The 23,089-nt window shown below is 41.9% G+C and carries 23 protein-coding genes; 14 read left to right on the top strand and 9 right to left on the bottom strand.

Annotated elements, in window-relative coordinates:
• The first annotated feature begins 6 nt into the window (after positions 1-6).
• From ATK78_RS00750 to ATK78_RS00725, 6 genes are all read left to right on the top strand, one after another.
• Complete coding sequence (locus ATK78_RS00750; protein WP_133574158.1) at positions 7-1,185, top strand: molybdopterin molybdotransferase MoeA; 1,179 nt, start codon at positions 7-9, stop codon at positions 1,183-1,185.
• Between the two features lie 93 nt (positions 1,186-1,278).
• The gene (locus ATK78_RS00745) at positions 1,279-1,512 is read left to right on the top strand and encodes a MoaD/ThiS family protein (protein ID WP_133574157.1); all 234 of its coding nucleotides are present in this window, start codon (positions 1,279-1,281) and stop codon (positions 1,510-1,512) included.
• 5 nt (positions 1,513-1,517) lie between these two features.
• Complete coding sequence (locus ATK78_RS00740; RefSeq protein ID WP_133574156.1) at positions 1,518-2,624, top strand: ThiF family adenylyltransferase; 1,107 nt, start codon at positions 1,518-1,520, stop codon at positions 2,622-2,624.
• A gap of 1 nt (position 2,625) precedes the next feature.
• Positions 2,626-3,069 (top strand): molybdenum cofactor biosynthesis protein MoaE, encoded by a 444-nt coding sequence (locus ATK78_RS00735; protein WP_133574155.1) that lies wholly within the window; start codon positions 2,626-2,628, stop codon positions 3,067-3,069.
• Position 3,070: 1 nt separating this feature from the next.
• Entirely contained in the window at positions 3,071-3,979 is a 909-nt protein-coding gene (gene moaCB, locus ATK78_RS00730; RefSeq protein WP_133574154.1) for a bifunctional molybdenum cofactor biosynthesis protein MoaC/MoaB, read from the top strand.
• Complete coding sequence (locus ATK78_RS00725) at positions 3,980-5,554, top strand: Na+/H+ antiporter (protein ID WP_133574153.1); 1,575 nt, start codon at positions 3,980-3,982, stop codon at positions 5,552-5,554.
• A 3-nt stretch (positions 5,555-5,557) separates the two neighbouring features.
• Here the strand turns inward: ATK78_RS00725 and ATK78_RS00720 are convergent, their stop codons facing one another.
• The 4 genes from ATK78_RS00720 to ATK78_RS00705 form a co-directional block, all read right to left on the bottom strand.
• Positions 5,558-7,879, bottom strand: coding sequence for a TlpA family protein disulfide reductase (locus ATK78_RS00720; protein WP_133574152.1), 2,322 nt, complete (start codon positions 7,877-7,879; stop codon positions 5,558-5,560).
• 71 nt (positions 7,880-7,950) lie between these two features.
• A complete protein-coding gene (locus ATK78_RS00715) occupies positions 7,951-10,086 on the bottom strand; it encodes a hypothetical protein (protein WP_133574151.1) in 2,136 nt (711 codons plus the stop codon).
• A gap of 228 nt (positions 10,087-10,314) precedes the next feature.
• On the bottom strand, positions 10,315-11,016 hold the full coding sequence (locus ATK78_RS00710) for an AIM24 family protein (protein ID WP_133574150.1): 702 nt from the start codon (positions 11,014-11,016) through the stop codon (positions 10,315-10,317).
• A 164-nt stretch (positions 11,017-11,180) separates the two neighbouring features.
• A complete protein-coding gene (locus tag ATK78_RS00705) occupies positions 11,181-11,972 on the bottom strand; it encodes a toxin-antitoxin system YwqK family antitoxin (RefSeq protein WP_243732394.1) in 792 nt (263 codons plus the stop codon).
• 287 nt (positions 11,973-12,259) lie between these two features.
• Between ATK78_RS00705 and ATK78_RS00700 the strand changes: the two genes are divergently transcribed.
• Positions 12,260-13,633 (top strand): hypothetical protein, encoded by a 1,374-nt coding sequence (locus ATK78_RS00700; protein ID WP_133574149.1) that lies wholly within the window; start codon positions 12,260-12,262, stop codon positions 13,631-13,633.
• 68 nt (positions 13,634-13,701) lie between these two features.
• Here the strand turns inward: ATK78_RS00700 and ATK78_RS00695 are convergent, their stop codons facing one another.
• Complete coding sequence (locus ATK78_RS00695; protein ID WP_133574148.1) at positions 13,702-14,604, bottom strand: helix-turn-helix domain-containing protein; 903 nt, start codon at positions 14,602-14,604, stop codon at positions 13,702-13,704.
• Between the two features lie 63 nt (positions 14,605-14,667).
• Positions 14,668-15,480 carry an SDR family oxidoreductase gene (locus tag ATK78_RS00690; protein WP_133574147.1) on the bottom strand — a complete coding sequence of 271 codons (813 nt, stop codon included), beginning with the start codon at positions 15,478-15,480 and terminating at the stop codon, positions 14,668-14,670.
• Positions 15,481-15,837: 357 nt separating this feature from the next.
• On the opposite strand from ATK78_RS00690, the gene ATK78_RS00685 reads away from it, so the two are divergent.
• Positions 15,838-16,236 carry a GNAT family N-acetyltransferase gene (locus tag ATK78_RS00685; RefSeq protein ID WP_133574146.1) on the top strand — a complete coding sequence of 133 codons (399 nt, stop codon included), beginning with the start codon at positions 15,838-15,840 and terminating at the stop codon, positions 16,234-16,236.
• Positions 16,237-16,266: 30 nt separating this feature from the next.
• Positions 16,267-17,430 (top strand): glycoside hydrolase family 130 protein, encoded by a 1,164-nt coding sequence (locus ATK78_RS00680; RefSeq protein ID WP_133574145.1) that lies wholly within the window; start codon positions 16,267-16,269, stop codon positions 17,428-17,430.
• A 14-nt stretch (positions 17,431-17,444) separates the two neighbouring features.
• On the opposite strand, the gene ATK78_RS00675 is transcribed toward ATK78_RS00680, so the two are convergent.
• On the bottom strand, positions 17,445-17,840 hold the full coding sequence (locus ATK78_RS00675; protein ID WP_133574144.1) for a winged helix-turn-helix transcriptional regulator: 396 nt from the start codon (positions 17,838-17,840) through the stop codon (positions 17,445-17,447).
• Positions 17,841-17,963: 123 nt separating this feature from the next.
• Here ATK78_RS00675 and ATK78_RS00670 point away from each other — a divergent pair, with 123 nt between their 5' ends.
• The 3 genes from ATK78_RS00670 (at position 17,964) to ATK78_RS00665 (ending at position 19,736) form a co-directional block, all read left to right on the top strand.
• On the top strand, positions 17,964-18,755 hold the full coding sequence (locus tag ATK78_RS00670; RefSeq protein ID WP_133574143.1) for an SDR family oxidoreductase: 792 nt from the start codon (positions 17,964-17,966) through the stop codon (positions 18,753-18,755).
• A 71-nt stretch (positions 18,756-18,826) separates the two neighbouring features.
• Positions 18,827-18,979 (top strand): hypothetical protein, encoded by a 153-nt coding sequence (locus ATK78_RS22640; RefSeq protein WP_166664785.1) that lies wholly within the window; start codon positions 18,827-18,829, stop codon positions 18,977-18,979.
• A 7-nt stretch (positions 18,980-18,986) separates the two neighbouring features.
• Positions 18,987-19,736, top strand: coding sequence for a type 1 glutamine amidotransferase domain-containing protein (locus ATK78_RS00665; protein WP_133574142.1), 750 nt, complete (start codon positions 18,987-18,989; stop codon positions 19,734-19,736).
• A 110-nt stretch (positions 19,737-19,846) separates the two neighbouring features.
• On the opposite strand, the gene ATK78_RS00660 is transcribed toward ATK78_RS00665, so the two are convergent.
• On the bottom strand, positions 19,847-20,668 hold the full coding sequence (locus ATK78_RS00660; protein WP_133574141.1) for an alpha/beta fold hydrolase: 822 nt from the start codon (positions 20,666-20,668) through the stop codon (positions 19,847-19,849).
• A gap of 143 nt (positions 20,669-20,811) precedes the next feature.
• Here ATK78_RS00660 and ATK78_RS00655 point away from each other — a divergent pair, with 143 nt between their 5' ends.
• Positions 20,812-21,381 (top strand): Crp/Fnr family transcriptional regulator, encoded by a 570-nt coding sequence (locus tag ATK78_RS00655; protein ID WP_133574140.1) that lies wholly within the window; start codon positions 20,812-20,814, stop codon positions 21,379-21,381.
• A gap of 78 nt (positions 21,382-21,459) precedes the next feature.
• Positions 21,460-22,323: an SDR family oxidoreductase gene (locus ATK78_RS00650; RefSeq protein WP_133574139.1), complete on the top strand. Its 864-nt coding sequence runs from the start codon at positions 21,460-21,462 to the stop codon at positions 22,321-22,323.
• Between the two features lie 120 nt (positions 22,324-22,443).
• Here ATK78_RS00650 and ATK78_RS00645 read toward each other — a convergent pair whose 3' ends face one another.
• Positions 22,444-23,055, bottom strand: a complete 612-nt coding sequence (locus ATK78_RS00645; RefSeq protein WP_133574138.1) for a class I SAM-dependent methyltransferase — start codon at positions 23,053-23,055, stop codon at positions 22,444-22,446.
• Positions 23,056-23,089 lie beyond the last annotated feature (34 nt).

The following is a 23,089-nucleotide window of genomic DNA, read 5'->3' as shown; positions in this document are numbered from 1 at the left end:
TTAAATATGATAACTGTTAGTGAAGCCAAACAACTGATTTCTGAATGTACCACGCCATTGATGCCCATTGAGGTAAGTCTAAAAGATGCTTCCGGATATGTTTTGGCAGCGGATATCTTTGCCCGTTATGACATTCCTGCGTTTAGGCAGTCGTCTATGGATGGTTACGCACTTATTTTTGAGGACCATAAAAAGGAGCTGAACCTGGTTGGCGAAATGGCTGCGGGAACACCTCACTCCTTTCCCATTAAAAGCGGTGAAACCAGCAGAATATTTACAGGCGCACCGCTTCCAGACGGGGCAGATACCGTGGTTATGCAGGAAAAGATCAGTAAGGCCAATGGCAAGATCATTCTTCACGATGTGCAGCTCCGGTTGGGATCAAATGTGCGTGGTATAGGCTCTGAGGTTAAAGCCGGTGAACTTGCCATGCAGCAAGGAAATCTGCTTAGCCCTGCAGCCATTGGTTTTCTTGCTGGAATTGGTATTACAACGGTTGTGGTTTTCCCGATGCCAAAAGTGGCCATTATCGTTACCGGCAAAGAGCTGCAGCAACCCGGACTCGAATTGAGCCTTGGTCAGGTGTATGAATCCAATTCCTACTCCCTTTCTGCAGCCTTAAAAGGCGAAGGTATTCATATGGTCGAAGTTATGGAGGCCGATGATAACCTGGAGATATTAACAAACATCCTCCAGTCTGCGTTAGAAAATAGTGATGTTGTTCTCCTTACCGGCGGGGTAAGTGTAGGAGATTACGACTTTGTGATTGAAGCCTCAACGCGATGCGGCATTGAACAAATATTCCATAAAGTAAAGCAAAAGCCTGGCAAGCCGCTATTTTTTGGCAGGAAGGATCAGAAACTCATCTTCGGATTACCGGGAAATCCATCCTCCGTGCTGAGCTGTTATTACAATTATGTGTTACCTGCGCTAAAAGATCTATCGCAAAAACAAAACACTGTAAAAGAGATCACAGCAGAACTTAGTCAGGATCATAAAAAGCCGGCCGGACTCACTCACTTCTTAAAGGGTAAATATGAGCATGGCAAAGCAACTCCGCTAAATGCGCAGGAATCTTTCCGTTTAAGTTCTTTTGCACAAGCAAATTGCCTCATACTATTAAATGAAGAGCAGCAGGAATTTAACGCCGGAGATTCGGTAACTGTGATGCTATTACCGGATTAAAATTGCATCCATACGCTCCACCTTATTCTTTGGATCTGCAAATACAAAGGTGAAGGCCGTGTCCGGATCAGGGAAAAGTTATAAATTAGCACTATGGAAATTGAGATCATTAGTTTTGGAAAGATATCTGAGTTTATAAAACCTCAAAAGCTTGAGATTTCTGGCATTACCCATACCGATGATCTGAAAGTATACCTGGAAAGTTCCTTTCCTAAATTATCGGGCATGAAATATAAACTGGCCCTAAACAAGCAGATTGTTCAGCAAAATTGTGAAATTGCCAACCACGATACTGTAGCGATCATGCCGCCATTTTCCGGAGGATAAATATAATGGAATCAGAAAGATACAACAGGCAGATTATCCTCAGTGGATTTGGTAAAGAAGCGCAGCTTCGGTTGTTAGCTGCAAAAGTGCTGGTCATTGGAGCGGGTGGCCTTGGCTGTCCGGCCCTTCAGTATCTTGCCGCCGCAGGTGTGGGCCACATCGGTATTGCTGATGATGATCACATTTCCTTATCCAATTTACACCGCCAGATCTTGTTCAGCACTGCTGATGTAGGGCAGTTAAAGACAGCTGTTGCTGCGAATAGACTACGGGAGATGAATCCCGGGATTGATATCGTTACCTATCCCATTTCTGTTACCAAAAATAATGTACTGGACCTATTGGAAAACTATGACCTTATTCTGGACGGAACGGATAACTTTGAATCGAGATACCTGATCAATGATGCCTGCGCCCTGCTCAGCAAACCTTTGGTATTTGCTGCCGTTTCGGGATACGAGGGACAACTGGCCATACTTAATGTTGCTGATGATCAGGGTCTGCGTACGAATTACCGGGATCTGTTTCCTGTGCAGCCAGGAGCAGGAGAAATTCCAAACTGTGCCGAAAATGGAGTTTTAGGTGTACTACCTGGAATTATAGGGACTATGGCTGCTGCAGAGACCATTAAATTAATCACAGGCATCGGAAAGCCGCTAATTAACGAACTTCTGCACTACAATTTATTAACACAGGCACAGTATAAAATGAGCATCAGCCCAGCCCAGGATTATACACTGCCAAAAACTAAAACAGACTTTCTAAAAATGGAATACCAGGACTCCTGTGGGTTATCTACAGGTTATACAGAAATCAATGCGGATCAGCTGCAGGCACTGCAGCAGGAAAGATCAGTATTACTCATCGATGTGCGTGAACGCCATGAGGTTCCTATTTTAAACAAAGAAATATTTACCCAGGTCCCCATGTCTGAATTTGACAATTTTCTATTGGCTGATATTGATGCAGAAAATATTGTATTGATCTGTCAGCATGGAATAAGAAGTGTTGCCGCAGCCGAAGCACTGCAGGAGAAATATGGTGACAGTAAAAATTTATACAGCCTGAAAGGCGGGATCATTAAATGGAGAGATTACTTTTCAACGACCTGATATGAGCGAGAAAAAAATCAAGAACATATTTGTTGCCGGACCAATTGATCCGGCATTCATAGCCGACAGCATCGCCAAACACGGTTCAAAAACAGCAATTGGCGGTCACAGTATATTTATGGGGCAGGTAAGAAGGGATGAGGTAGACGGCAAGCTTGTTGATGCCATTGCTTATACCGCTTATGAAGAACTTGCTTTAGAAAAGATGCATCAGATCCGTGAAGATATTTTTGAGAAATATCCCCTTAACTGTATGCATGTATACCATAGCCTTGGCACAGTCAAAGCCGGACAGATCTGCTTGTTTGTATTTACCTCATCGGCACATCGAAAACCTGCAATTGATGCGTGTTCAGAGCTTGTTGAACGGTTAAAGGCAGAACTACCGATCTGGGGTAAAGAACTATTCGATAACGATACGCATCAATGGAAAGAGAACATCTGACATGGTAAACATAACAAAGAAATCGAGCACGCTAAGGATCGCTATTGCAACGGCAACGGTTAAAGTTTCTAAACAGGAAACTGTGGATGCCATTATACAACGAAAAATACCTAAAGGGGATGTTTTTGAATTTGCCCGTGCGGCAGGTTTATTTGGCGTAAAAAGAACCAGCGATGTAATTCCGGATTGCCACCCGCTCCCTATTGAATATACTGCGATCAGTTATGAAATTGAGGGGCTCAATATTATTATAACCGTTGAAGTGCATACCATTTACAAAACCGGTGTTGAGGTTGAAGCCATGCATGGTGCGTCTGTAACAGCGCTCACCATGTATGACATGCTTAAACCGATTGACAAAGGTGTTGAGATCCAGAATATACGCCTGCTTAAAAAGTCTGGCGGAAAATCAGATCTTAAAAACTCCCTGTTCCCGGAAATTAAAGCGGCTGTTATCGTATGCTCTGATTCTATTTTTGAAAAGAATGCTGAAGACGTTTCCGGCAAGGCCATAATCTCCAGACTGGAGCAATTCGGAATTGATACCATCCATTATGAAATTTTACCGGACCATGCTGACCTGATCCGCGAAAAGGCAGCAGCACTTTCGGGGCCGGAGCACCAGCTTTTGCTATTTACCGGTGGAACAGGATTATCTCCCAGAGATGTTACTCCGGACGCCATTGCCCCATTGATTGAGCGCAAGATTGACGGTATTATGGAAACTGCCCGGAGATATGGCCAGGAACGGATGCCTTATGCGATGTTATCAAGGGGCATTGCAGGGTTTATTGGCGAAACACTTGTGCTTACCTTTCCGGGATCAAAAAGCGGTGTAGCGGAAAGTATGGATGCGCTGTTTCCCCAAATATTACATTTATTTAAAATCAACAAAGGACAAAAACATTAAATGCTGGAAGACTTTCCATTTTACCTGGGGCTTATTGTAGCGATTGTACTGCTCATTATGCTGGCCAACAAAATAAAGGTGGCTTATCCTGTCCTATTGGTTGTGGCCGGTCTGGGCATTAGTTTTGTTCCCGGCTTTCCAGTAGTTCATATTGATCCCGAGCTGATCTTTATCATTTTTTTGCCGCCTTTGCTTTACGAAGCCTCATGGGCCATTTCATGGAAAGAGCTCTGGAGATGGCGGCGTATCATCGGCAGCTTTGCTTTTGTAGTGGTATTTCTTACGGCACTCTCGATTGCCTTTGCAGCCAATCATTTTATCCCGGGCTTTTCGCTGGCATTGGGATTTTTACTTGGCGGTATTGTCTCCCCGCCAGATGCGGTAAGCGCAAGTGCAATATTGAAGTTTGTTAAGGTACCCAAACGCATGTCATCCGTGCTGGAAGGTGAAAGCCTGCTAAATGATGCTTCATCACTGATCATCTTCCGTTTTGCATTGATTGCAGTGGCTACCGGCCAGTTTATCTGGACTGAGGCTGCACTGAGTTTCTCCTGGATGCTGATCGGTGGTGTTGGTATCGGTTTGGCAGTAGGCTTCATATTTATGAAGATCCATAAATATTTGCCGACAGATGCAAATACAGATACTGCACTGAGCATTATCACGCCTTACCTTATGTATATTGCTGCAGAAGAAGTCCATACTTCTGGTGTACTGGCGGTTGTAAGCGGAGGATTGTTGTTATCACAAAAGCGGCACGTTTTTCTAAGCAACAGTTCCCGTCTGCGGGGAGTCAATGTCTGGGAAAGTTTCTGTTTTATATTAAATGGTTTGGTTTTCACCCTTATCGGACTGGAGCTTCCGGAAATTACAGCCGGACTTGGCGAGGTCAGTATTTCTTCTGCTATTGGTTATGGTCTATTGATTACTGCTGTTTTAATAGTGGGCAGAATGTTATCAGCCTATGGGGCAGTCCTTGTTACACTTATTGCCAGAAATTTTATTACTGTGGCTGATGATAGAAATCCGGGTTACAAGGTTCCCCTGGTTCTCGGCTGGACAGGTATGCGGGGTGTGGTATCATTGGCAGCTGCGTTATCAATACCCGTCCACCTGGCAGATGGCACAGCATTCCCTCAGCGTAACCTAATCCTTTTCATCACCTTTATTGTTATTCTGGTTACCTTGTTATTGCAGGGACTTACTTTGCCTTACCTCCTTAAAAAGATCAGGCTGCCTAACTTTGACAATACCCTACCTGAAGAAGAGGCAGATGCACTGATCCGGAAACAAATGGCCGAATTCGCACTGTCCCATTTAAAGACAAATTACAAAGAACAGTTAAGCCAGCAGCCCTTTCTTCAACAGGTTGCAAAAAAGTGGGAAAGCAAGGATCAGCTGGCTGATGATGGTCATTTAGCTAAAGAGTCTAAAGCTGTATATCTTGATCTGATCAATCAGCAAAGACAATGGCTGCTGAAGAAAAACAGTGAAGAAGAGACCCTTGATGAAGATGTGATCCGAAAACAGCTCAATTACCTCGATCTGGAAGAGGAAAAGCTGCGCTTTTTATAGTTATTAAATATCCCAATTCATGTATTTATCCAATACCGCCTGGTAATCGTTGTTAAAAGGAATATCCACATACACGCCATTTGGAAGCAATAGGAGTTTAGTAGGATAAGCACTTATTTTAAAGTCCTGCTCTGTAAATCCGGAAGACATCAATACCGGGTAACTGTATTTTTTCTGCTTCATAAATGCTTTAACATCTTCTTCTTTGTTGAGGCAGGCGATGGTAGTAACCATTAATTTTTCAGGTTGCTTATTAGTCAGATAAAGGGCATCTATTTTATGAATTTCCTGAATACAGGCACCACACCAGGTACCCCAGAAATCAACAAAGATAAACTTGCGCTGCTGGTCTTTATTGCTGAGCTTTTTACCTGAGATCTCGTTAAGTTCAAAAGGAGGTGTTTGAGGAAGCTTTGTTTTAAGTGCCTTATTAAAAAAATCTTTAAAATTACCGTTTGGAAATGCCCGATGATAGCTTTCTTTCAGGGCGGCATAACGTTCAGGCTCAAGGATAACCAGGTCTACAAATTTCTCCAGTTTTTGCGCTTCTGACATTTTTCCATTGCCCGATTCTGCAAGTAATAATTGGGTATAGTTTATTTCAGGCAGGAACGCAAATTCACGGTCCAGTTCTCCACTTCCATTTGTTCTGTCGCTCAGACTGGGCATATAGTCGCTTGCCAGGCCCAGGTAAGAAGCGCGTGACTTTTGATCTGACGTGCTTTTTCTGTAATAGGCATCAGAAAGAAATTTACGATTGATGGACAGCTGTTCTATTAACGATTGATCTGACAGTTCATTTTTAAGCTGTTCAATGGTATAGTCCAGATAGGTACTCCGGATAGAATCTGACACCTTCTTTTTTGTCATCTCATCATAGATCAGCAAACGGTATCTGGAATGCTTATCATAAACCCCATTGAGCGGTAGGTTAGCCAAGGCAGTAAGCTCTTTTTCGTTACTGGCGAGTTTAGCTTCTGCATACGCCTTAAGACCCGCAAACAAAGTATTTACCTGGCTGATTTGCAGCTGCTCTGTCCCTTTGATTAAATTGAGCATGGCCTGGATTGAATCTGCCTGGCTGGTCGTCCGTATTTTCTCCGCCATGGCATTGTGAACCAATTCATCCAATATATGTACATTTAACGGATACCCATGTTTGCTGTCTTCCGCAAATTTCGTGAAAACGATCTTTAAGCCTGTATTGAGCTTTTCAGTATTGTTGTCCCTGAATTCATAAAGCATTTTCTGCATGACAAAGAAATCCCTCCTGAAGTATTCGTATGGCACCATACTGTAGTAGTTCTTATAATTTTCGTCATGAATGTAGCCGGCGATCTCGACACGTGCTGCCCAATAGGGATAGTCAGATTTTGAAAAGGACTGATCCATTACATCCAGCTCCTGCTGGATCTCTTTATCCATCCCTGGTTTTCCGTTATTTTGGAGAAATTTATTTTTAAGGTCTTCTACTTTTCTTGCTGCGGCATACGCCGGGGTATAATAATTATCGAGGTCTAAAGTTTTCTTAGTCTCCGTCAACAATAGCGGGCCTGAACCTAGTTTTTTTATCGTTGACGACTGTAAATTCACTTTTTTAACAGATCTTGTATAACGGACAATCCCATTGCTGATCATCTTCGTGACCCACTCGTTGTTTGATAGAAAGTTAACCAGCAGACCTGTTTTCGAATCTCTGCTAATTTTCTGTACAAAACGATTGGTATCCAGGGTTTCATATTCTTTTTTTACGGATGCATTATTTATAAATCCAAACCCATCCGTTTTACCTTTTGCATAACTGGCACTGTCTTTATCCATGACCGTCATATTTGGAAATATAATTCTCAGCCTGTCTTTAAATCCCTGTTCGCTCAGGATTTTTTGATCTATACCCGTAGTCACATTGAACTCGTTCAGCGTTTTTAATATATTTTCTTTGATGCTGTCAACTCCAACAATACGCTTTATATTGGCATGTTCGTCTATTCTGACATAATAAACAGAGGCACTCAGAATCTTGTTCATGACAGATGAAAATGTGATGTCTTGCTCCTTAAGCGGTAAATTGCTGTTTATGATCCTACCAAAGGTCGATTCTATGAGGATCGGTTCGGTTACTTTAAGTAAATATTCACCTCCGGATGCGTTTACGACCTCTAAATTGATGGTTTTATACGTATGATTTATACTGGATTGACTGCTGTTCATGAAATCTGAACGGGTAACTTCATAGCTGAATTTCTGCTTCTTTTTGAGCTTTAACAGCTGGGCATTGGATGCGGTAAAGCAGCATAGCAGCAAAAACAATAGGGAGAGTTTCATAATTTTGAGTTAAGTAGTAAGCCAATATAGAGAAATAAGATCTGTTTTATAGCTATTTAAGGGATTTAATATCAAAGTGCCTTTTTCAATCCCTCCCATTTAACGGTCCAGGATCCATCTTTAGGGAAGCCGGGGGCATTGCCACCGGGGGCACCATCCCATCCGGCAGCCATCATAGCGACAGCATAAAGTAAACCACCATTACCCGGAAAATAAGGAAATGGACCACCTCCATCTACCAAACCATGTTCTTCGAGTCTAAAACCCGGGTAGTTTAATAAATAGTCGACGGCTTTATCACCCGCTCCCAATCTGGCAGCACACATAGACAGCATAGGAAAATCCCAACCCCAGGTGTGGTCAAATTTCCAGGTTTCTCCTACTTTCTTTAACGTTCTTTTCATCGTCGCTGTATCCACACCGTCACCGGGAAGCATACCATAGGCGCCAATAAGTGCAGGATGTTCAAATGTATAGTTCTTCCACATGTCGTTAATGTTCTCCCAGGACACATAGAAACCATCTTTTACAGGAAGTGGCGATAGTTTATTCAGCACCTCTGCATACTTCAGGTTTTCTTCTATGCCCAACCGCTTTCTCCATTCCTGGGCCAGTCGCAAGCCCGTACGCCAGTAGCTCAGTTCAAATGTTGGGTTATAAGTAGTACGCGGGTCGGCATTCTCAGAAACAACCTGTAGCGGATAACCCAAAATATAACGGTCCTGTTCTTTATTAAGAAATGCGTAAGAAGCCATAAAATCGGCCGATTGCATGACAATATCCTTCCATTTTGCCAATGTCTTTGCATTTGGATGTGCCCTGTAATCCAGTTCTGCAAAGAAAATGGGATGAGGCTGCTGCCAGATCAGTAGCGGATTGATTTCGTTTGGCCACTCCCACCTGGTCTTATCGCCAATCGTTTTAGGCCATCGTGCACCTTCATAACCTTGATTTTTTGCTCTTTCCTTTGAGGATTCCAAATGATCAGCATAAACATCCAAGCCAGGATTAACCAGCGACCAGCGGTTCCATAACGCATAGTGTGTACTGTGCCACCAGATCATTTCAAAGTGAAACTTGCCATACCAGCCATTATTCACCAAGCCACTCTCTTGCGGAGGCAGTGAGCCAGCCTCATTCATCGCCATTGTATATTGCGACAGCACAATACGGCGTTCCAGTTCCTTCCACCTTGGATCTTTACTGCCCGATAAATCTATTGCCCCACCGCTGTTCCAAAACTTCTCCCATTTTTTAATGCTTTCATTCTGAGTTTTATCGAAAGATGGCAATGCAGTTTGAACCGGTATCTTAGTAAATGAGATCCCAATTTCCAGTGGTTCATTTCCGGAAAGCGTCAGTTCATATCGATGGGTTCTGGTGTTTTTAATACTCGCTCTAGTTTTCCATTGTAGTTTCACATCATATTCCGCGTTATCCAGTTTGCGGTGAAAGCTGGCATGATCACTTTTCAAGATGGCATCCGTTTGGTGCTTATCCTGATTATTCCAATCTGCGCCATTACCAAATTCACCTCTGGAAGCATATGGAAATTCTACAAAAACCCCTATACGGCCATCACCCAGTTCATCCGCCTCTATTTTCACAGCTACTGCGTCCAGCTTAGGATCTCCTACTGTAGTTACTTTGATCTTTTTACCTTCCAGCTCAAAAGTGCTTGTTACAATGCCTGTCCACAGGTTAACTTGCTGAATGGCATTTTGCAGATCTGCCAATACCGCTTGCGAACCGTCTTTCTTTTTAAGTACCAGTCCGAATCTGCCTAAATTTAGCCGTTGAGGATTGCCCCACATCCAGTTCATTAATTTATTTTGTGAAGGGTTGAACACGTCATAACGGATCATTCTTCCCTGAGTGTCCCAATTACCGCCTTTAAAGTCAGTAGGTTTTTCGGCTGTTGGCAGAGGAAACTCATGCCATCCCCAGTTGGACATGGTATTTCCGGCAGCAGTAAAGGTTTGCATGCCTGTGATATCGAAGCCATAGGCGAACTCGCCATTGCCGACTTGTGTAGGTCCTTTTAGATTTTTATCAGTGATTGTTATATTGTGACGGCTTACCAGCGCCTTACGATCAATCTTATCAGAACCAGCAGCCTGTGTATCTTCTGTAACAGCGGCGAAGAGAAAAACCAGGAGGATTTTAGCAAACCATTTAGCATGTTTAATAGAAGTAGTGGATCGCATATTGATTTGGTTAAATTGGTTATCAGGTTTAAGAAACGCTTATTCAGTCTAAAATATTAAGCTTAAACCAATTTTCCATCCTGTACTCACCTGTACTGCGATAAAGCTTTAATTGAATCAATCACCCATACAGAATAAAACCAGCCACATGCTGTTGCGGGTTTTTTCTAATATTTATCATTTTAAAACAAAAGCGTTCCAGAATATTCTGAAACGCTTTTGTTTAGCTTAAGATTTTGCCGCGTACTTTACCTCTTCGTAGGGTTGTACCAAAACCCATCCCTCGCCAATAAATTCGAGCTGAAAGGATTCGCCACTACCTCTGCCAATGAATGAGCCGAAGGTTAAGTTGGTTTTTATTTGTGGAGATAAGTTCTCAGACCATGCTACGGTCGCATTTGGATCGGTAAAAACGGGCTGACCAGGAGTTACTTTAAGTAGAATTGGTTCTCCATGAGTAGTGATCGCAATGTAACCAGATCCAGAAAGCCTTACCTGGAACAGACCGCCAGACATCATTCCTGCTACGCTTTTTAGCATTTTGATCTCATTTGTAATGCTTTCTTCCATTGCCAGAACATCGTTTCCGTTTACAAAGATGGCTTCATTCTGCAGTTTTATAATTTTCACCTTTTTACCTTCATCGGCCAAATACAACTTTCCGCTTCCGGTGGCGTACATTAAAGAGGTACCTTCGCCGGATATTGCTTTTTTCAGCAATCCACCCAGTCCTTTACTTAACATACCTTCTCTTTTGAAATCAATGTTACCAATGTAGGCGACCATTGATCCTGCCTTAGCCATGATCTTTTGGTTTTTAAGGTTGACCTCCAGTAAAGCTGGTTTTTCTAATTCAAAGAAATCATTTTCATTGGGATCTTCTGCTGCTTCCAGAATAAATTCGTTGAGCGTGTACTCTCTTTTGTCCATCGTTAATTATTAATTTAATTCATAAGTTAGATAAATATATAAATTTCAAACTATTAATTACCGATTAATAGTTTATATATGATCAGATATTACAGAACCAAGGTATTCCTCATAAATTATTTTTTCAAAAACGAGTTAATCAGTTCAAATTCCACAATTTGTTCTTACAATTTCTTTCCCGTTTTCCTTTTTAAATCTTCCTGATATTTCTCAAAATCAGCCTTGCTTACTTTTTTATCGAGTACATAATAGCTTTCAAAAATAACGCTTCCATCAGGCTTGTACATATGTGAAACTCCATTCTTTTGGCCATTTTCATAGTTAAAGTCCATATTTTTGACTCCATTTGCGTACATGGTTGTTAAGCCATGTCTTTGATCATCTTTATAGTTTGCTTCTATAGAAAGCTTACCATCCCTCATGTAACTTTTGTAAGCTCCATTCTGCATGCCATCTTCATAATAACTCTCGGTTGTAACCCTTTCATCCGTGTATGAGTAATGCCAGCCATGTTTCTTCCCATTTTTGTATTCAGTTTTATTGACAAGCTTTCCATTACCGTACATTTCATTAATGCCGTGCTGCTTACCATCTTTATATTCCTGGCGCAGCCAAACCTTACCATCGCTATCATAATTCTCTTTCACGCCATCCCTTACACCCTTTTTGTAATAGAGCTTACCTTCTAAATGACCACCATTGGAATACCAAAAGGCCTGCCCGTTAATCATCCCGTCTTTTATCGTGTATAAGGCAAAACTATTCTCATCCAATGGGATTTTGTATTTCCCATCCAGTGGTTTTCCGTTCAGACTAAGCACCATTTGGCTACTATCAGGCGTGTAAGTTTTAACCAGATATTTCCACTGTATTTCTTCCGGCAGTTGTGCGTAAAGCGATGCTGATGCCAGCATCATCAATAATATTAAGGTTGATTTTCGAAGTTCTATTCTCATAAGTCTTTAAGTATCTATTATTTGGTTGATTTCTTCATATTCTCATACCCTTCCACACGTTTTCTCTCAAAATCAAAATATTGTGCCTCATTTAAATATTTCAAGAGTAGTAACCGGAAGTGTTAGGTTTGCATCGATGGCTGGTAGTTTTCTTAGTTTATTGAACCTAATTTTCAGACCATTTGTTTTATAATTTCACTATTACCAGGATAAAATGAAGGATACTGATAAAATGGGTTACCAAAGTTATTTTTCGGTATCAATTGAAAAGCCAATTAAGTATGCGTATGTCCAATCAATTAAAACCGCTAACTACCTTACCTTTCATCACTTGTCTTTTACTGCTCATGGTCAACGATTTTTACCTGAAAGGAGCTTTTCATAATACTCTTACAGGAAAACTGTCGGATTTTTGCGGGTTATTTATCTTTCCTATTTTTTGGTCGGCTTTACTTCCTAAACGTAAGTTGCTCATATTTTTCCTCACCGGACTATTGTTTACCTATTGGAAAAGTGATTGTGCTACTACATTTATTGATTTTTTCAGCGCTCATTTCTGGCCTGTTCAACGAATAGTGGACCCTACTGATCTAGTGGCTATGGTCATTCTGCCACTGGCCTGGTACAGTGTAAATCGTCGTATTACAGCAATTGATTTTACCCCTTACCTCAAATTCATCCATCCCTATGTGATTTCGATAGTGGTACTTTTTGCATTTTGTGCGACTAGCATGCCAAGATATGTTCAAACTTTCGATCAACCACAGTACGTACTCTTTAACTCAAAGGCTTTACTGGATTCAAATGACTATGAAGGTGAATATACTATCCATCGCTTTGATTCGCTAACTGTGGTTGAAGTTAATCAAATAACAACCACCAAACGGCCTGTTAAATCAGATGACTACAATAAAAACCTTTTCCTTACAGAAATAGATAAGGACATACCCATACAGATGCCCGCCATTCAAGGCGAAATGCCGTTTGATAAGATTACTTTTCTCACGCTAAGAACACCAGGTTACCAGGACTTACTCCGATTTAAGGGAGCGCGTTTGGATGGTAAATTTATTAGGAAAAGTGGAAATCACTTACTTATAACAGGTTTTTATAAAAATGGAATTGAAGATTCTGTATGGACTTATCTGGATACAGCAAGCACTACCGTTATTAAAAAGACATTTGTTAATGGTGAAAGAACTCAAATTCAGAAATTTGATACTGACAAGCTGATTTCTTCCAACAGGATTAATACCCGGGCAGATACAATTACTTTAAAGTATATTCAGCTTGGAGTTTTGACGGCCCTCGCGGTGTTGATGATTGTACTGATCATCAGAAACTATCGTGCTGCCTATCCGGAAGTATTGAAAATAAAACTGGTCTGGAAATATCTTTTATGCTTTATCCTTCCCTTCTTTGTCTGGCTAATGCATATCGGCATTGCCGTATTCATCACAGACCATTATACCGAAACTTTCGATTTTATTTTTAACATCTTTCTCATTTATATCGTTACGCTCCCACTGTTTATTATAATCGTAGCCTGGATTAAATTGAGAAAGCAAATTGATCTGTTGTGGTATTGTTTACTATTTGGCTTGCTGTACAATGTATTTCTGGAATACCAAATGTTGATCATGCTTCTTCCTGATGTTTAACATTTTTATTCAATCCAGGCTGGCTACCGGCAAAGATAATAATGCTGGTACACCATCATATAACCAGATCAATTGAGGTGTCTGTATTCGCTGGGAGATTTCCCTGTTTTTGATTTAAAGATCTTGGTAAAATGTGAAGGATGATCAAATCCCAACCCATAGGCAATCTCACTGATGGTATGATCTGTACTCCACAACAACGTTTTGGCTTTATCTATGAGCGCATGGTGTATGTGCTCTTGCGTACTTTTGCCTGTGAATTTGTTCAGCAGATCTGTCAGATAGTTGGGGGAAAGATGAAGTTGTGAAGCAAAATATTTAACATTTGGCAACCCAACATCAATCAGAGAAGATTGCGAGAAGTAATCATTCAGCAACTTTTCAAACTGCTGCACAACGTCTGAGTTAACTTTTGCCCTGGTATAGAATTGCCGGTCGTAAAAACGATTGCAGTAATTTAGCAGGAGTTCTATATTACTTACAATCAGGCCTTGCGAATGCTTATCTATATTTTGTGAATATTCTCTTTCAATTTTCGCTATACCATCTTCAATGGTTAGTTTTTCTTCCTCCGAAATGTGCAGGGCTTCATTGGCTTCATAATTAAAAAAGGAATACTGATGCATCTTCTTCGCGAGATCAGTTCCATGGATCAGATCCGGATGAATAAACAGCGCCCAGCCCTCTTCAACAGTCACATCTAAACCTGGAGCGATTACCTGATCCGGGGCGGTAAACAGCAAGGATCCTTCACTAAAGTCGTAATATCCCTTGCCATACTTCAACATGCCTTCCATCTTTTTGCAGGAAATGGTATAAAACCCAAACCGGTACAGCGCTTCCTCTGCAGGTCGCTTTGCGTAAAAGTCTTTGTGATCAATCACACTGATCAACGGGTGTTTTGGTGGGGAATAGTTGACCAGCTTGTGCAGGTCACTGATTGATTGAAGGTCGTGGTACTTTGGAGACATGTTATGATTCTGTTTTAAAGTTAGTATAAAAATATGGCTGCCTAAATTGGGCAGCCATATTTTTTACATGCCCATTTGGGCCACCATCATTTTCTTAAAATCAACATCATCCATTTGGTGTCTGGTCCCGATCAATTGTACGGCATCATGGCCAACAGGATAACGCAATTTTTCTGTTCCATCTGTAGCGGCTTCATAAATGGCACTGGCCACTTCACTAAGATCTTCAGACATCGGCCAGTGCTCAAACATATTCATGAACTGATCAAATCCAGGTTGATAATCTTCCATTCCATTACCTCCAAAAATAGACATGGAACGGCCGGCAAACTCAGTCCTGTAACCACCCGGTTCAATGACCTTTAATTGGATGCCTAATGGATTCAATTCGTACTGCATAGATTCCGTTAAACCTTCTACTGCGAATTTGGTTGCATGGTAAAGAGAGGCAAACGGGAAAGTGATCCTTCCGCCAACAGAAGAAACATTGATTATGATACCTGATCTTTGCTGGCGCATCCCTGGCAAAACGGCCTTTGTTACGGCTATTAGTCCAAAAAAGTTGACATCAAATTGCTTTTTCACTTCTTCTTCACTGGCAGCTTCCAGTGCGCCCATTGCACCGTATCCGGCATTGTTTACCAGCACATCAATGTGCCCGAATTTTGCTATACCTTCTTGAATGGCATTTTGTATGGTTTGATTACTGGTAACATCCAATTGGGTAACCAGTACCTTATCAAGCGCGGATAATTCGTTTTCTTTTTCAGGTGAACGCATAGTAGCAATTACGTTCCAACCCTTGTTATGAAATAATTTAACGGTTGCCTTTCCAAATCCTGATGATGCTCCTGTTATTAATACGGTCTTATTCATTTTGCTTTATGTTTTAATTGTAAAGCAAAGGTGGGATTAAGTGTGCACGGTGATTTATACTTTTGCACTGATCCCTTATACATTTCAAGGATCAGACTGTTTCTTATTTTACTTTTGGCTTTCTGCCCAACTATTCATTTTAGTTTCAAAAACTGATAGTGGGAAAGATGCATCTTTTAAAAAGCGGTATGAAAGGCAGCTATCTTATTTTGATGGCCCCGATCTTATAGCCGAGTAATAAAATTAAGTACCAATCTGTAAGCAATTCATAAATAGCAAAATATGCAAAATTACACCTGCAGAGAAGGGTAAAATTGTACCTATGTGACGTTTAATTTAAAAACGTACATTTATTCCATGAACCTCGTCTACAAAACTAACCTAATCCCAGATACGGATGCTATCATATCCGTTTACCGCAGCTCTGGAATCAATAGGCCTATTGATGATCCGGAAAGAATTGCCAGTATGTTTGCCAACTCCAATTTGGTGCTGACCGCCTGGGATGGAGAATTGCTGATTGGGATATCTCGGGCTTTAACTGATTTCAACTACAGTTGCTACCTCTCGGATCTTGCCATCAGCGCAGAATATCAAAAGCTGGGAATCGGGAAAAAATTGGTTTCATTAACTAAAGAAGCCATAGGTGACCAATGTATGCTGCTACTGGTTGCAGCACCCGAAGCTATAAACTATTACCCAAAAATCGGCATGGACACCGTACATCATGCATTCATCATTAAACGCAAGGCATAAAATACCAAACATCTTTTAGCATCTAAATAAATGAACCGATCATTACAGCAACTAACCTGGCTAATTACGCTCCTTTTATTTACCCAGCTTGCTACCGCGCAAGATAAGAATGTACTACCAGCATGGGCACTAGGGGGATTTGCCAGGCCCACAGGAATCAATCCAATCATATCGCCAAACCCTGCCTCTGAATTTTACGATCCCATGAGTAAAAAATTAATCTATTGGGAAGCTAATGATACCTTTAATCCAGCCGCCGCTGTTAAAAACGGTAAGATAATCGTATTGTACCGTTCTGAGGATAACTTTGGAAAAGGAATAGGTTCGCGCACATCGCGCCTCGGTTATGCCGAAAGCTCAGATGGTTTAAATTTTACACGCAAAACTGAGCCTGTATTTTTTCCGGCGGATGATTCGCAAAAAGAATATGAGTGGCCGGGCGGCTGTGAAGATCCGAGGGTGTCTGTTACCGAAAACGGCACTTACGTTGTTTTTTATACCCAATGGAACCGCAAAACACCGAGACTCGGCGTGGCTACTTCTAAAGATTTGATCAACTGGAAAAAGGAAGGCCCGATATTTCAAAAAGCCTATAATGGTAAATTCTTTAATATCTCTCATAAATCGGCATCGATCCTAACCAGGATCAAGGGCGATAAGCAGGTGATCACCAGGATTAACGGTAAGTACTTTATGTATTGGGGCGAATCGGCTGTATACGGTGCAACATCTGTGAACTTAACAGACTGGTCTCCGATTGTAGATAAAAACGGTGAACTTCAAATACTCGCTTCAACCAGGCCAGGTCATTTTGATAGCGGCTTAACCGAATGCGGCCCTCCGGCATTACTCACTGAAAAAGGAATCATCTTATTGTATAATGGCAAAAACCGTCCTGGTGATGCTGGCGACCGAAGATTTAATGGAAACGCATACTGTGCCGGTCAAATGCTTTTTAGCAAATCAGACCCTACCCAGCTTTTAGACCGGCTGAATGTTCCCTTTTTACGACCTATGGAGGCTTTCGAAAAAAGCGGCCAATATGTTAACGGAACTGTTTTTATAGAAGGGATGGCCTGGTTCAAAAATAAATGGTATTTATATTATGGCTGTGCAGATTCAAAAGTAGGCGTAGCGGTTTATGACCCTGCCCATCCGGCAGCACCAGATCCGTTGACTGACGAAGTAAAGTAACGTATTGTACTCATCTATAACTCGTTATTCATTTCATCAACGGTGCCATTGACCTGAGCCGCCCTTCTAATCGCATGTACTAAACGCTCCTGGTTTTCGTCGCCCCAGTCGCCAAGTGCATGAATTACCGGAATCAGGCTAATGCCCATATCCGTTAACGCGTATTCTACCTTAGGCGGCAATTGGGCAAAGATCTTTTTCGTTACCAATTCATGTGCCTCCAGTTCATTCAGCTGCATATTCAGCACACGTCTCGATGCGTCGGGAATCTTACGCTGTAATTCACCGGGTCGTTTATGACCTTCATGAATAAAGTATAACAGACGTATTTTCCATTTACCGTAAAGTACTTCTCCAAGTACATCAAGCCCACAATTTAGCGACGGTTGTAATTTCTTTTGATAAGCCATTTACGAAGATAGTGTATTGCTGTGAATACGTCCATACGGATAAATTTATCCCTATTGAATCGTTTTTCCGTACTTGTTTGAACAGCGCATATCGTCCAATTTTGTCTTATAAAAACAAAAGATATGAATCTGTATAATTTCAACAACGAACTTTCAGGGAAAATTGCATTGGTTACCGGCGGCACTAAGGGTGCGGGTAAAGCGATTGCAGAACGGCTTGCCCAGGCGGGAGCCAAAATCATTATTACTGCCCGTAACGAACCTGAAACGATGAATAATAGTTTTACATTTATCGCAGCTCATCTGGGTACAGCTGCCGGAACCACACAGGTGATTGACCGGATTATGAAAGAATTTGGCGGAGTTGATGTTCTGATCAATAACATGGGCGGCTCTGAAACTCCAGGAGGAGGCTTCAGTGCACTAACGGACAAACACTGGGAAGATACCCTGCAGACCAATTTACTGGCACCTATCCGGCTCGATAAGGGACTGTTACCCTATATGCTGAAAAAGGCTTCGGGGTGTATCATCCACATTGCTTCAATACAAGGGAGGCTTCCTTTATATGATTCTACCTTACCTTATGCTGCAGCTAAGGCCGCGTTGATCAATTACAGTAAAAGCTTGTCAAACGAAGTTGCACCAAAAGGCGTGCGCGTGCTGACCGTGTCCCCGGGCTGGATCAAAACTACCTCTGCGATCAGGATGATGGAGCGCTTAGCAGAAAGCGCAAATGTTAGTATTGAAAAAGCAACAGAAGGTGTAATGGACTCTTTAGGTGGTATACCTATGGGCAGACCTGCTGAGCCGGAAGAGGTTGCTGAGCTGGTCGGTTTCCTGGTTTCGCCACGCGCAGCTTACTTAACGGGAACAGAATACGTAATTGACGGAGGTACCATACCTACCATATAATTTTTAGGGCTTAAGTTTAACGAACCTTTAACGCGCTGCATTGTTATCTATTGAAACTAAAATATATCATCATGACAGATCCTAAAGAAAAAGATAAGCAGGCACAGCAATCAACTGACGAAACTGCTGAACAAAAATCCAAAAATACACAAGACGCGAATTGGGACGAACACCAGCAGGTAGATGAGGAAGGCAATGAACTCGATCCGGAAGATATTAAATAAGATTGATATGAAAAATATTCTGATGGTATTGACTTCGCACAGTGCGATGGAAAATACCGATGGCAAAACAGGGGTTTGGCTGGGTGAGTTTACTGACCCTTATTACGAATTCATTGATGCCGGATACACGGTAACCCTGACCAGCCCTAAAGGCGGCAGGCCACCTGTTGACCCGATGAGTGAACTGACGGAAAATATTACCGGATCTAACCGCCGTTTCCAGGATGATGAGTCCGCCAAAACAGCTTTTTCACAAACTACCGTATTGGACCAGATCCGGCACACGGATTACGACGCGGTATTTTATCCAGGCGGGCACGGTCCGATCTGGGATTTGGCAGTTGACAACAACAGTGGACTTCTGATACTGGATTTCCTGGATGCAGGCAAACCTGTTGGCGCGGTTTGTCACGGACCTGCGGCGCTGATCAGTGCAGAGCGGCATAGACCCGGATTACTAAATGGTAAAACCATCTCCGCATTCAGCAATACCGAAGAAAGCATGGTTGGGCGAAGTGGCAATGTGCCCTATCTGCTGCAAAGCCGTTTGGAAGAATTAGGTGCAGCAGTAAAAACAGCCCTTATTCCGTTTCTTTCACATGTTGAACACGATGGTCTGCTCATTACCGGCCAAAACCCGCTTTCCGCAGGACCTACTGCTAAAGCACTTATCGAACTACTCGGAAATCGGGCAGCAGATGAAACTGGTAAGGGGAAAGACGAGAAACCTGATGAGAGAGACGACCCGAAGGATTGAGAAAAGATGCAGATCCGGGAAGTTAGCGTAAAACAGAACCCAGTGGCGCTCACCACTGGATTCTGTTTTTATCTGCTGGTCCGTTAATATAAACGAACCTATTATCGGGTTTAAGATTGTATAAAAGCTAAAAGATCTTTATTGATGGTGTCAGCCTCAGTAGTGGGCATACCATGAGGGAAACCCGGATAAGAGATCAACGTTCCCTTTTTCAATAATTTAATGGCCTTTGCTCCAGAGATTGGAAATGGAACGATCTGGTCATCTTCACCATGTAAAACCAGTACTGGAATATCTACACTTTTAAGGTCTTCGGAAAAGTCTGTTTCTGAAAATGCCTTGATGCCGTCATGATGTGCTTTTACGCTTCCCATCATTCCCTGGCGCCACCAGTTGTCTATTACACCTTGTGATATCTTAGCACCCTCGCGGTTGTATCCATAAAATGGGATGGTAAAATCTTCAAAATACTGTGGTCTGTTAAATGCAGTTCCCTGACGTATTTCATCAAATACAGCCATTGGTACACCATCTGGATTATTTTCTGTTTGCACCATCAGTGGCGTTACGGCACTAATCAATACCACTTTGGCTACGCGATCTTTTCCAAGATTTGCTGCATAATGAATGGCTTCTCCACCGCCTGTTGAATGGCCGATATGTATGGCATCTCTTAGATCCAGCGCCTCTGTAAGTGCTGCCACGTCAGAAGCATAAGTATCCATATCATGTCCGCCCGAAACCTGGCTTGATCTTCCGTGACCTCTGCGGTCGTGCGCGATAACCCTATATCCTTTTTCAAGAAAAAACATCATCTGCGCATCCCAATCATCGCCAGACAATGGCCAGCCATGATGAAATACAAGTGGTTGTCCTGTTCCCCAGTCTTTATAATAAATTTCGGTACCGTCTTTTGTTGTGATTGTGTTCATGTTCTTAGTTTTAAGTTTTGCTTTTGTTGGTTAAACAAATGTGCAGCTATTTCACGTAACTATAATTGATGTAGGATAAGAAATCACTAACGTTTTTACCATATGGTAAATAAACTGCTAACAATAACTACTACCTTTCGACTATGAAAGCTTTTATTGATTACGTATTACAGTTTGGCAATCTGAACAAGCAGCAGACAGACCTCATCATGAGCAAGGCAAAAATGCTGGAACTTCATAAGGACGAATATTTTTCGGAAGCGGGAAAGATCCCCAGGCAAGTTGGGTTTATTCTCGAAGGTATTGTTCGTTTCTGCTATTACAACAATAAAGGCCAGGAGATTACCCATCACTTCATTGACGAGAACAATTTTGTTTCAGACCAACAAAAATTTGAGGCACAAGTAGTAGCTTCGGAGTACATACAGACAGTTACCGACTGCAAATTGCTTGTTTTTTCAAAGAAAGACTGGGACGACATCGGAAATACCATTGTTGGCTGGGACAATATTACAGGATTGATATTAAAAAATTGTTTGTTAAAAACAATTGAAAGAAGAAGCCCGCTGGTTTCGGAAGATGCTACTACGCGTTATTTATCCTTTATCGAAAATTTCCCCAACCTTGTCAATCGTATTCCTCTGTCTTATATCGCTTCTTACCTTGGAATTACCCAACAATCATTAAGCAGGATAAGAAAAAACATCCGTTAAAATTGCTTTTTACCATATGGTAAATGGTTTCTTTTTTTTGATATCGACATTTGTATCATTATTTAAACAGACAAAAAAATGGACAAAAAAGTCGTATTAATAACAGGAACAAATAGTGGTTTTGGATGGCTTACGGCCAATAGTGTTGCCGCTTTGGGGCATAAAGTTTATGCCACCATGAGAGATATCGACGGAAAGAATGCTGATCAGGCAAAAGCCCTGGCCCAGGTAGAGCATGTAACCGTACTGGATGTGTCACTCACTGACGAGAACAGTGTGAAAAATGCGATCGACACCATCATCGCTGCAGAAGGAACAATTGATGTATTGGTAAATAATGCAGGTATTGCGATGTTTGGCGTGGCTGAAAGTGCTACTCCTGCTGATCTGCAGCGCATGTTTGATGTCAATGTGATCGCTCCCTGGAGACTGATGAAATTGGCTTTACCATTTATGCGTAAACAATCGGAAGGTTTGATCATCAATGTTTCCAGCGGCTGGGGTAGATTCGCTGCGCCTTTTTCAGCAGTGTACAGCGCTTCAAAATTTGCGCTGGAAGGTTTAAGTGAAGGCTTACATTATGAATCACGACCTTTAGGTGTTGATGTAGCAATTATTCAACCCGGAGCCTTTCCTACTGAAATGTCCCAAAAGGTTCAATTTGGTTCTGATACATCAGTTGTTGACGATTATAAAGCGATAGCTGAATTTCCGGATAAAATGTTTGGTGCCATTGGTCAGATGTTTGAAACTGCTAAACCTAATCCTCAGGATGTTGCAGATGCAGTAGTAAACCTGATCAATTTACCAAAGGGACAAAGGCCATTGAGAACAGTTGTTGACTCATCCACAGGAGAAATTATTGAAGCGGCTAACAAAGCTGTAAAAGTTGAATATGGAAAAGTTTTGACCGCATTTGGAATGAAGGAACTTTTGGCATAATGCCAACCTCATAATACGTTCAGCACCCCTTTCACCTACGGTATGTATGGCCTGAGGACTTTTTTGATCAGCGGCTTTTAACTTCTGAAAGGGGTTCTGAACTATATTGCTAAACAAGCGCTATTTGCGCACGCACCAGGTGGTCATGGCCCGCATATTGTGTACATTGGTGGTTTTTATGGGTTCATGGAGTTCCCCGCCTAATTTCTTAGTGAAGCGAACCAACATTTCCTGATTGACCAAAAACCGTTCTGATCCATCCGGAAGGATATACCTTCCGTTCCCAATGAAACCAACCAGAGATTCAATGCCGATTTCTGAGGCCAGACGGCAGAAGAAATATCCTCCGGGCCGAAGGACGCGCCACATCGAATTGAGCATGGCTTCGAAATGGTTAAGATCTTTAGCAAAATGAAGTACGGCACTGCTGATCACCAGATCAAAACTTTCGTCTTCAAAGGGAAGTTCCTCCACATTTGCCACCTTAAAATTTTCTTCCGGGCTAAGCTCCGAGATTGTAGCAGCCAGGTTTCTAAGTTGCGTTATCGCCTGCTCACTCATATCCACACCGAACACCTGAGCATCACTCTTTAAAAAGTAAACCAAATTTCTGCCTGTTCCACAGCCAGCATCTAAAATAGTGTTACACTGATCGTAGGTGCCTTTCGTCAGCTGATCAAATAAATAAATATCAATGTCTCCGAAGATTTCCTTAATTCGCTCACTTTTCATCTCCGTGCAAAGATAAAACAAAGAACCACATAGG

The sequence above is a fragment of the Pedobacter metabolipauper genome, from assembly GCF_004362715.1.
Taxonomy (GTDB): Bacteria; Bacteroidota; Bacteroidia; order Sphingobacteriales; family Sphingobacteriaceae; genus Pedobacter; species Pedobacter metabolipauper.
The sequence above is the reverse complement of the archived record's forward strand: the minus strand, read 5'-3'. Positions and strand labels throughout refer to the sequence as shown.

What these genes read in the sequence shown, in the direction of transcription:
- ATK78_RS00750 (WP_133574158.1), top strand. Translation starts at nt 7, where the DNA reads ATGATAACTGTTAGTGAAGCCAAACAACTGATTTCTGAATGTACCACG.
- ATK78_RS00745 (WP_133574157.1), top strand. Translation starts at nt 1,279, where the DNA reads ATGGAAATTGAGATCATTAGTTTTGGAAAGATATCTGAGTTTATAAAA.
- ATK78_RS00740 (WP_133574156.1), top strand. Translation starts at nt 1,518, where the DNA reads ATGGAATCAGAAAGATACAACAGGCAGATTATCCTCAGTGGATTTGGT.
- ATK78_RS00735 (WP_133574155.1), top strand. Translation starts at nt 2,626, where the DNA reads ATGAGCGAGAAAAAAATCAAGAACATATTTGTTGCCGGACCAATTGAT.
- moaCB (WP_133574154.1), top strand. Translation starts at nt 3,071, where the DNA reads ATGGTAAACATAACAAAGAAATCGAGCACGCTAAGGATCGCTATTGCA.
- ATK78_RS00725 (WP_133574153.1), top strand. Translation starts at nt 3,980, where the DNA reads ATGCTGGAAGACTTTCCATTTTACCTGGGGCTTATTGTAGCGATTGTA.
- ATK78_RS00720 (WP_133574152.1), bottom strand. Translation starts at nt 7,879, where the DNA reads ATGAAACTCTCCCTATTGTTTTTGCTGCTATGCTGCTTTACCGCATCC.
- ATK78_RS00715 (WP_133574151.1), bottom strand. Translation starts at nt 10,086, where the DNA reads ATGCGATCCACTACTTCTATTAAACATGCTAAATGGTTTGCTAAAATC.
- ATK78_RS00710 (WP_133574150.1), bottom strand. Translation starts at nt 11,016, where the DNA reads ATGGACAAAAGAGAGTACACGCTCAACGAATTTATTCTGGAAGCAGCA.
- ATK78_RS00705 (WP_243732394.1), bottom strand. Translation starts at nt 11,972, where the DNA reads ATGAGAATAGAACTTCGAAAATCAACCTTAATATTATTGATGATGCTG.
- ATK78_RS00700 (WP_133574149.1), top strand. Translation starts at nt 12,260, where the DNA reads ATGTCCAATCAATTAAAACCGCTAACTACCTTACCTTTCATCACTTGT.
- ATK78_RS00695 (WP_133574148.1), bottom strand. Translation starts at nt 14,604, where the DNA reads ATGTCTCCAAAGTACCACGACCTTCAATCAATCAGTGACCTGCACAAG.
- ATK78_RS00690 (WP_133574147.1), bottom strand. Translation starts at nt 15,480, where the DNA reads ATGAATAAGACCGTATTAATAACAGGAGCATCATCAGGATTTGGAAAG.
- ATK78_RS00685 (WP_133574146.1), top strand. Translation starts at nt 15,838, where the DNA reads ATGAACCTCGTCTACAAAACTAACCTAATCCCAGATACGGATGCTATC.
- ATK78_RS00680 (WP_133574145.1), top strand. Translation starts at nt 16,267, where the DNA reads ATGAACCGATCATTACAGCAACTAACCTGGCTAATTACGCTCCTTTTA.
- ATK78_RS00675 (WP_133574144.1), bottom strand. Translation starts at nt 17,840, where the DNA reads ATGGCTTATCAAAAGAAATTACAACCGTCGCTAAATTGTGGGCTTGAT.
- ATK78_RS00670 (WP_133574143.1), top strand. Translation starts at nt 17,964, where the DNA reads ATGAATCTGTATAATTTCAACAACGAACTTTCAGGGAAAATTGCATTG.
- ATK78_RS22640 (WP_166664785.1), top strand. Translation starts at nt 18,827, where the DNA reads ATGACAGATCCTAAAGAAAAAGATAAGCAGGCACAGCAATCAACTGAC.
- ATK78_RS00665 (WP_133574142.1), top strand. Translation starts at nt 18,987, where the DNA reads ATGAAAAATATTCTGATGGTATTGACTTCGCACAGTGCGATGGAAAAT.
- ATK78_RS00660 (WP_133574141.1), bottom strand. Translation starts at nt 20,668, where the DNA reads ATGAACACAATCACAACAAAAGACGGTACCGAAATTTATTATAAAGAC.
- ATK78_RS00655 (WP_133574140.1), top strand. Translation starts at nt 20,812, where the DNA reads ATGAAAGCTTTTATTGATTACGTATTACAGTTTGGCAATCTGAACAAG.
- ATK78_RS00650 (WP_133574139.1), top strand. Translation starts at nt 21,460, where the DNA reads ATGGACAAAAAAGTCGTATTAATAACAGGAACAAATAGTGGTTTTGGA.
- ATK78_RS00645 (WP_133574138.1), bottom strand. Translation starts at nt 23,055, where the DNA reads ATGAAAAGTGAGCGAATTAAGGAAATCTTCGGAGACATTGATATTTAT.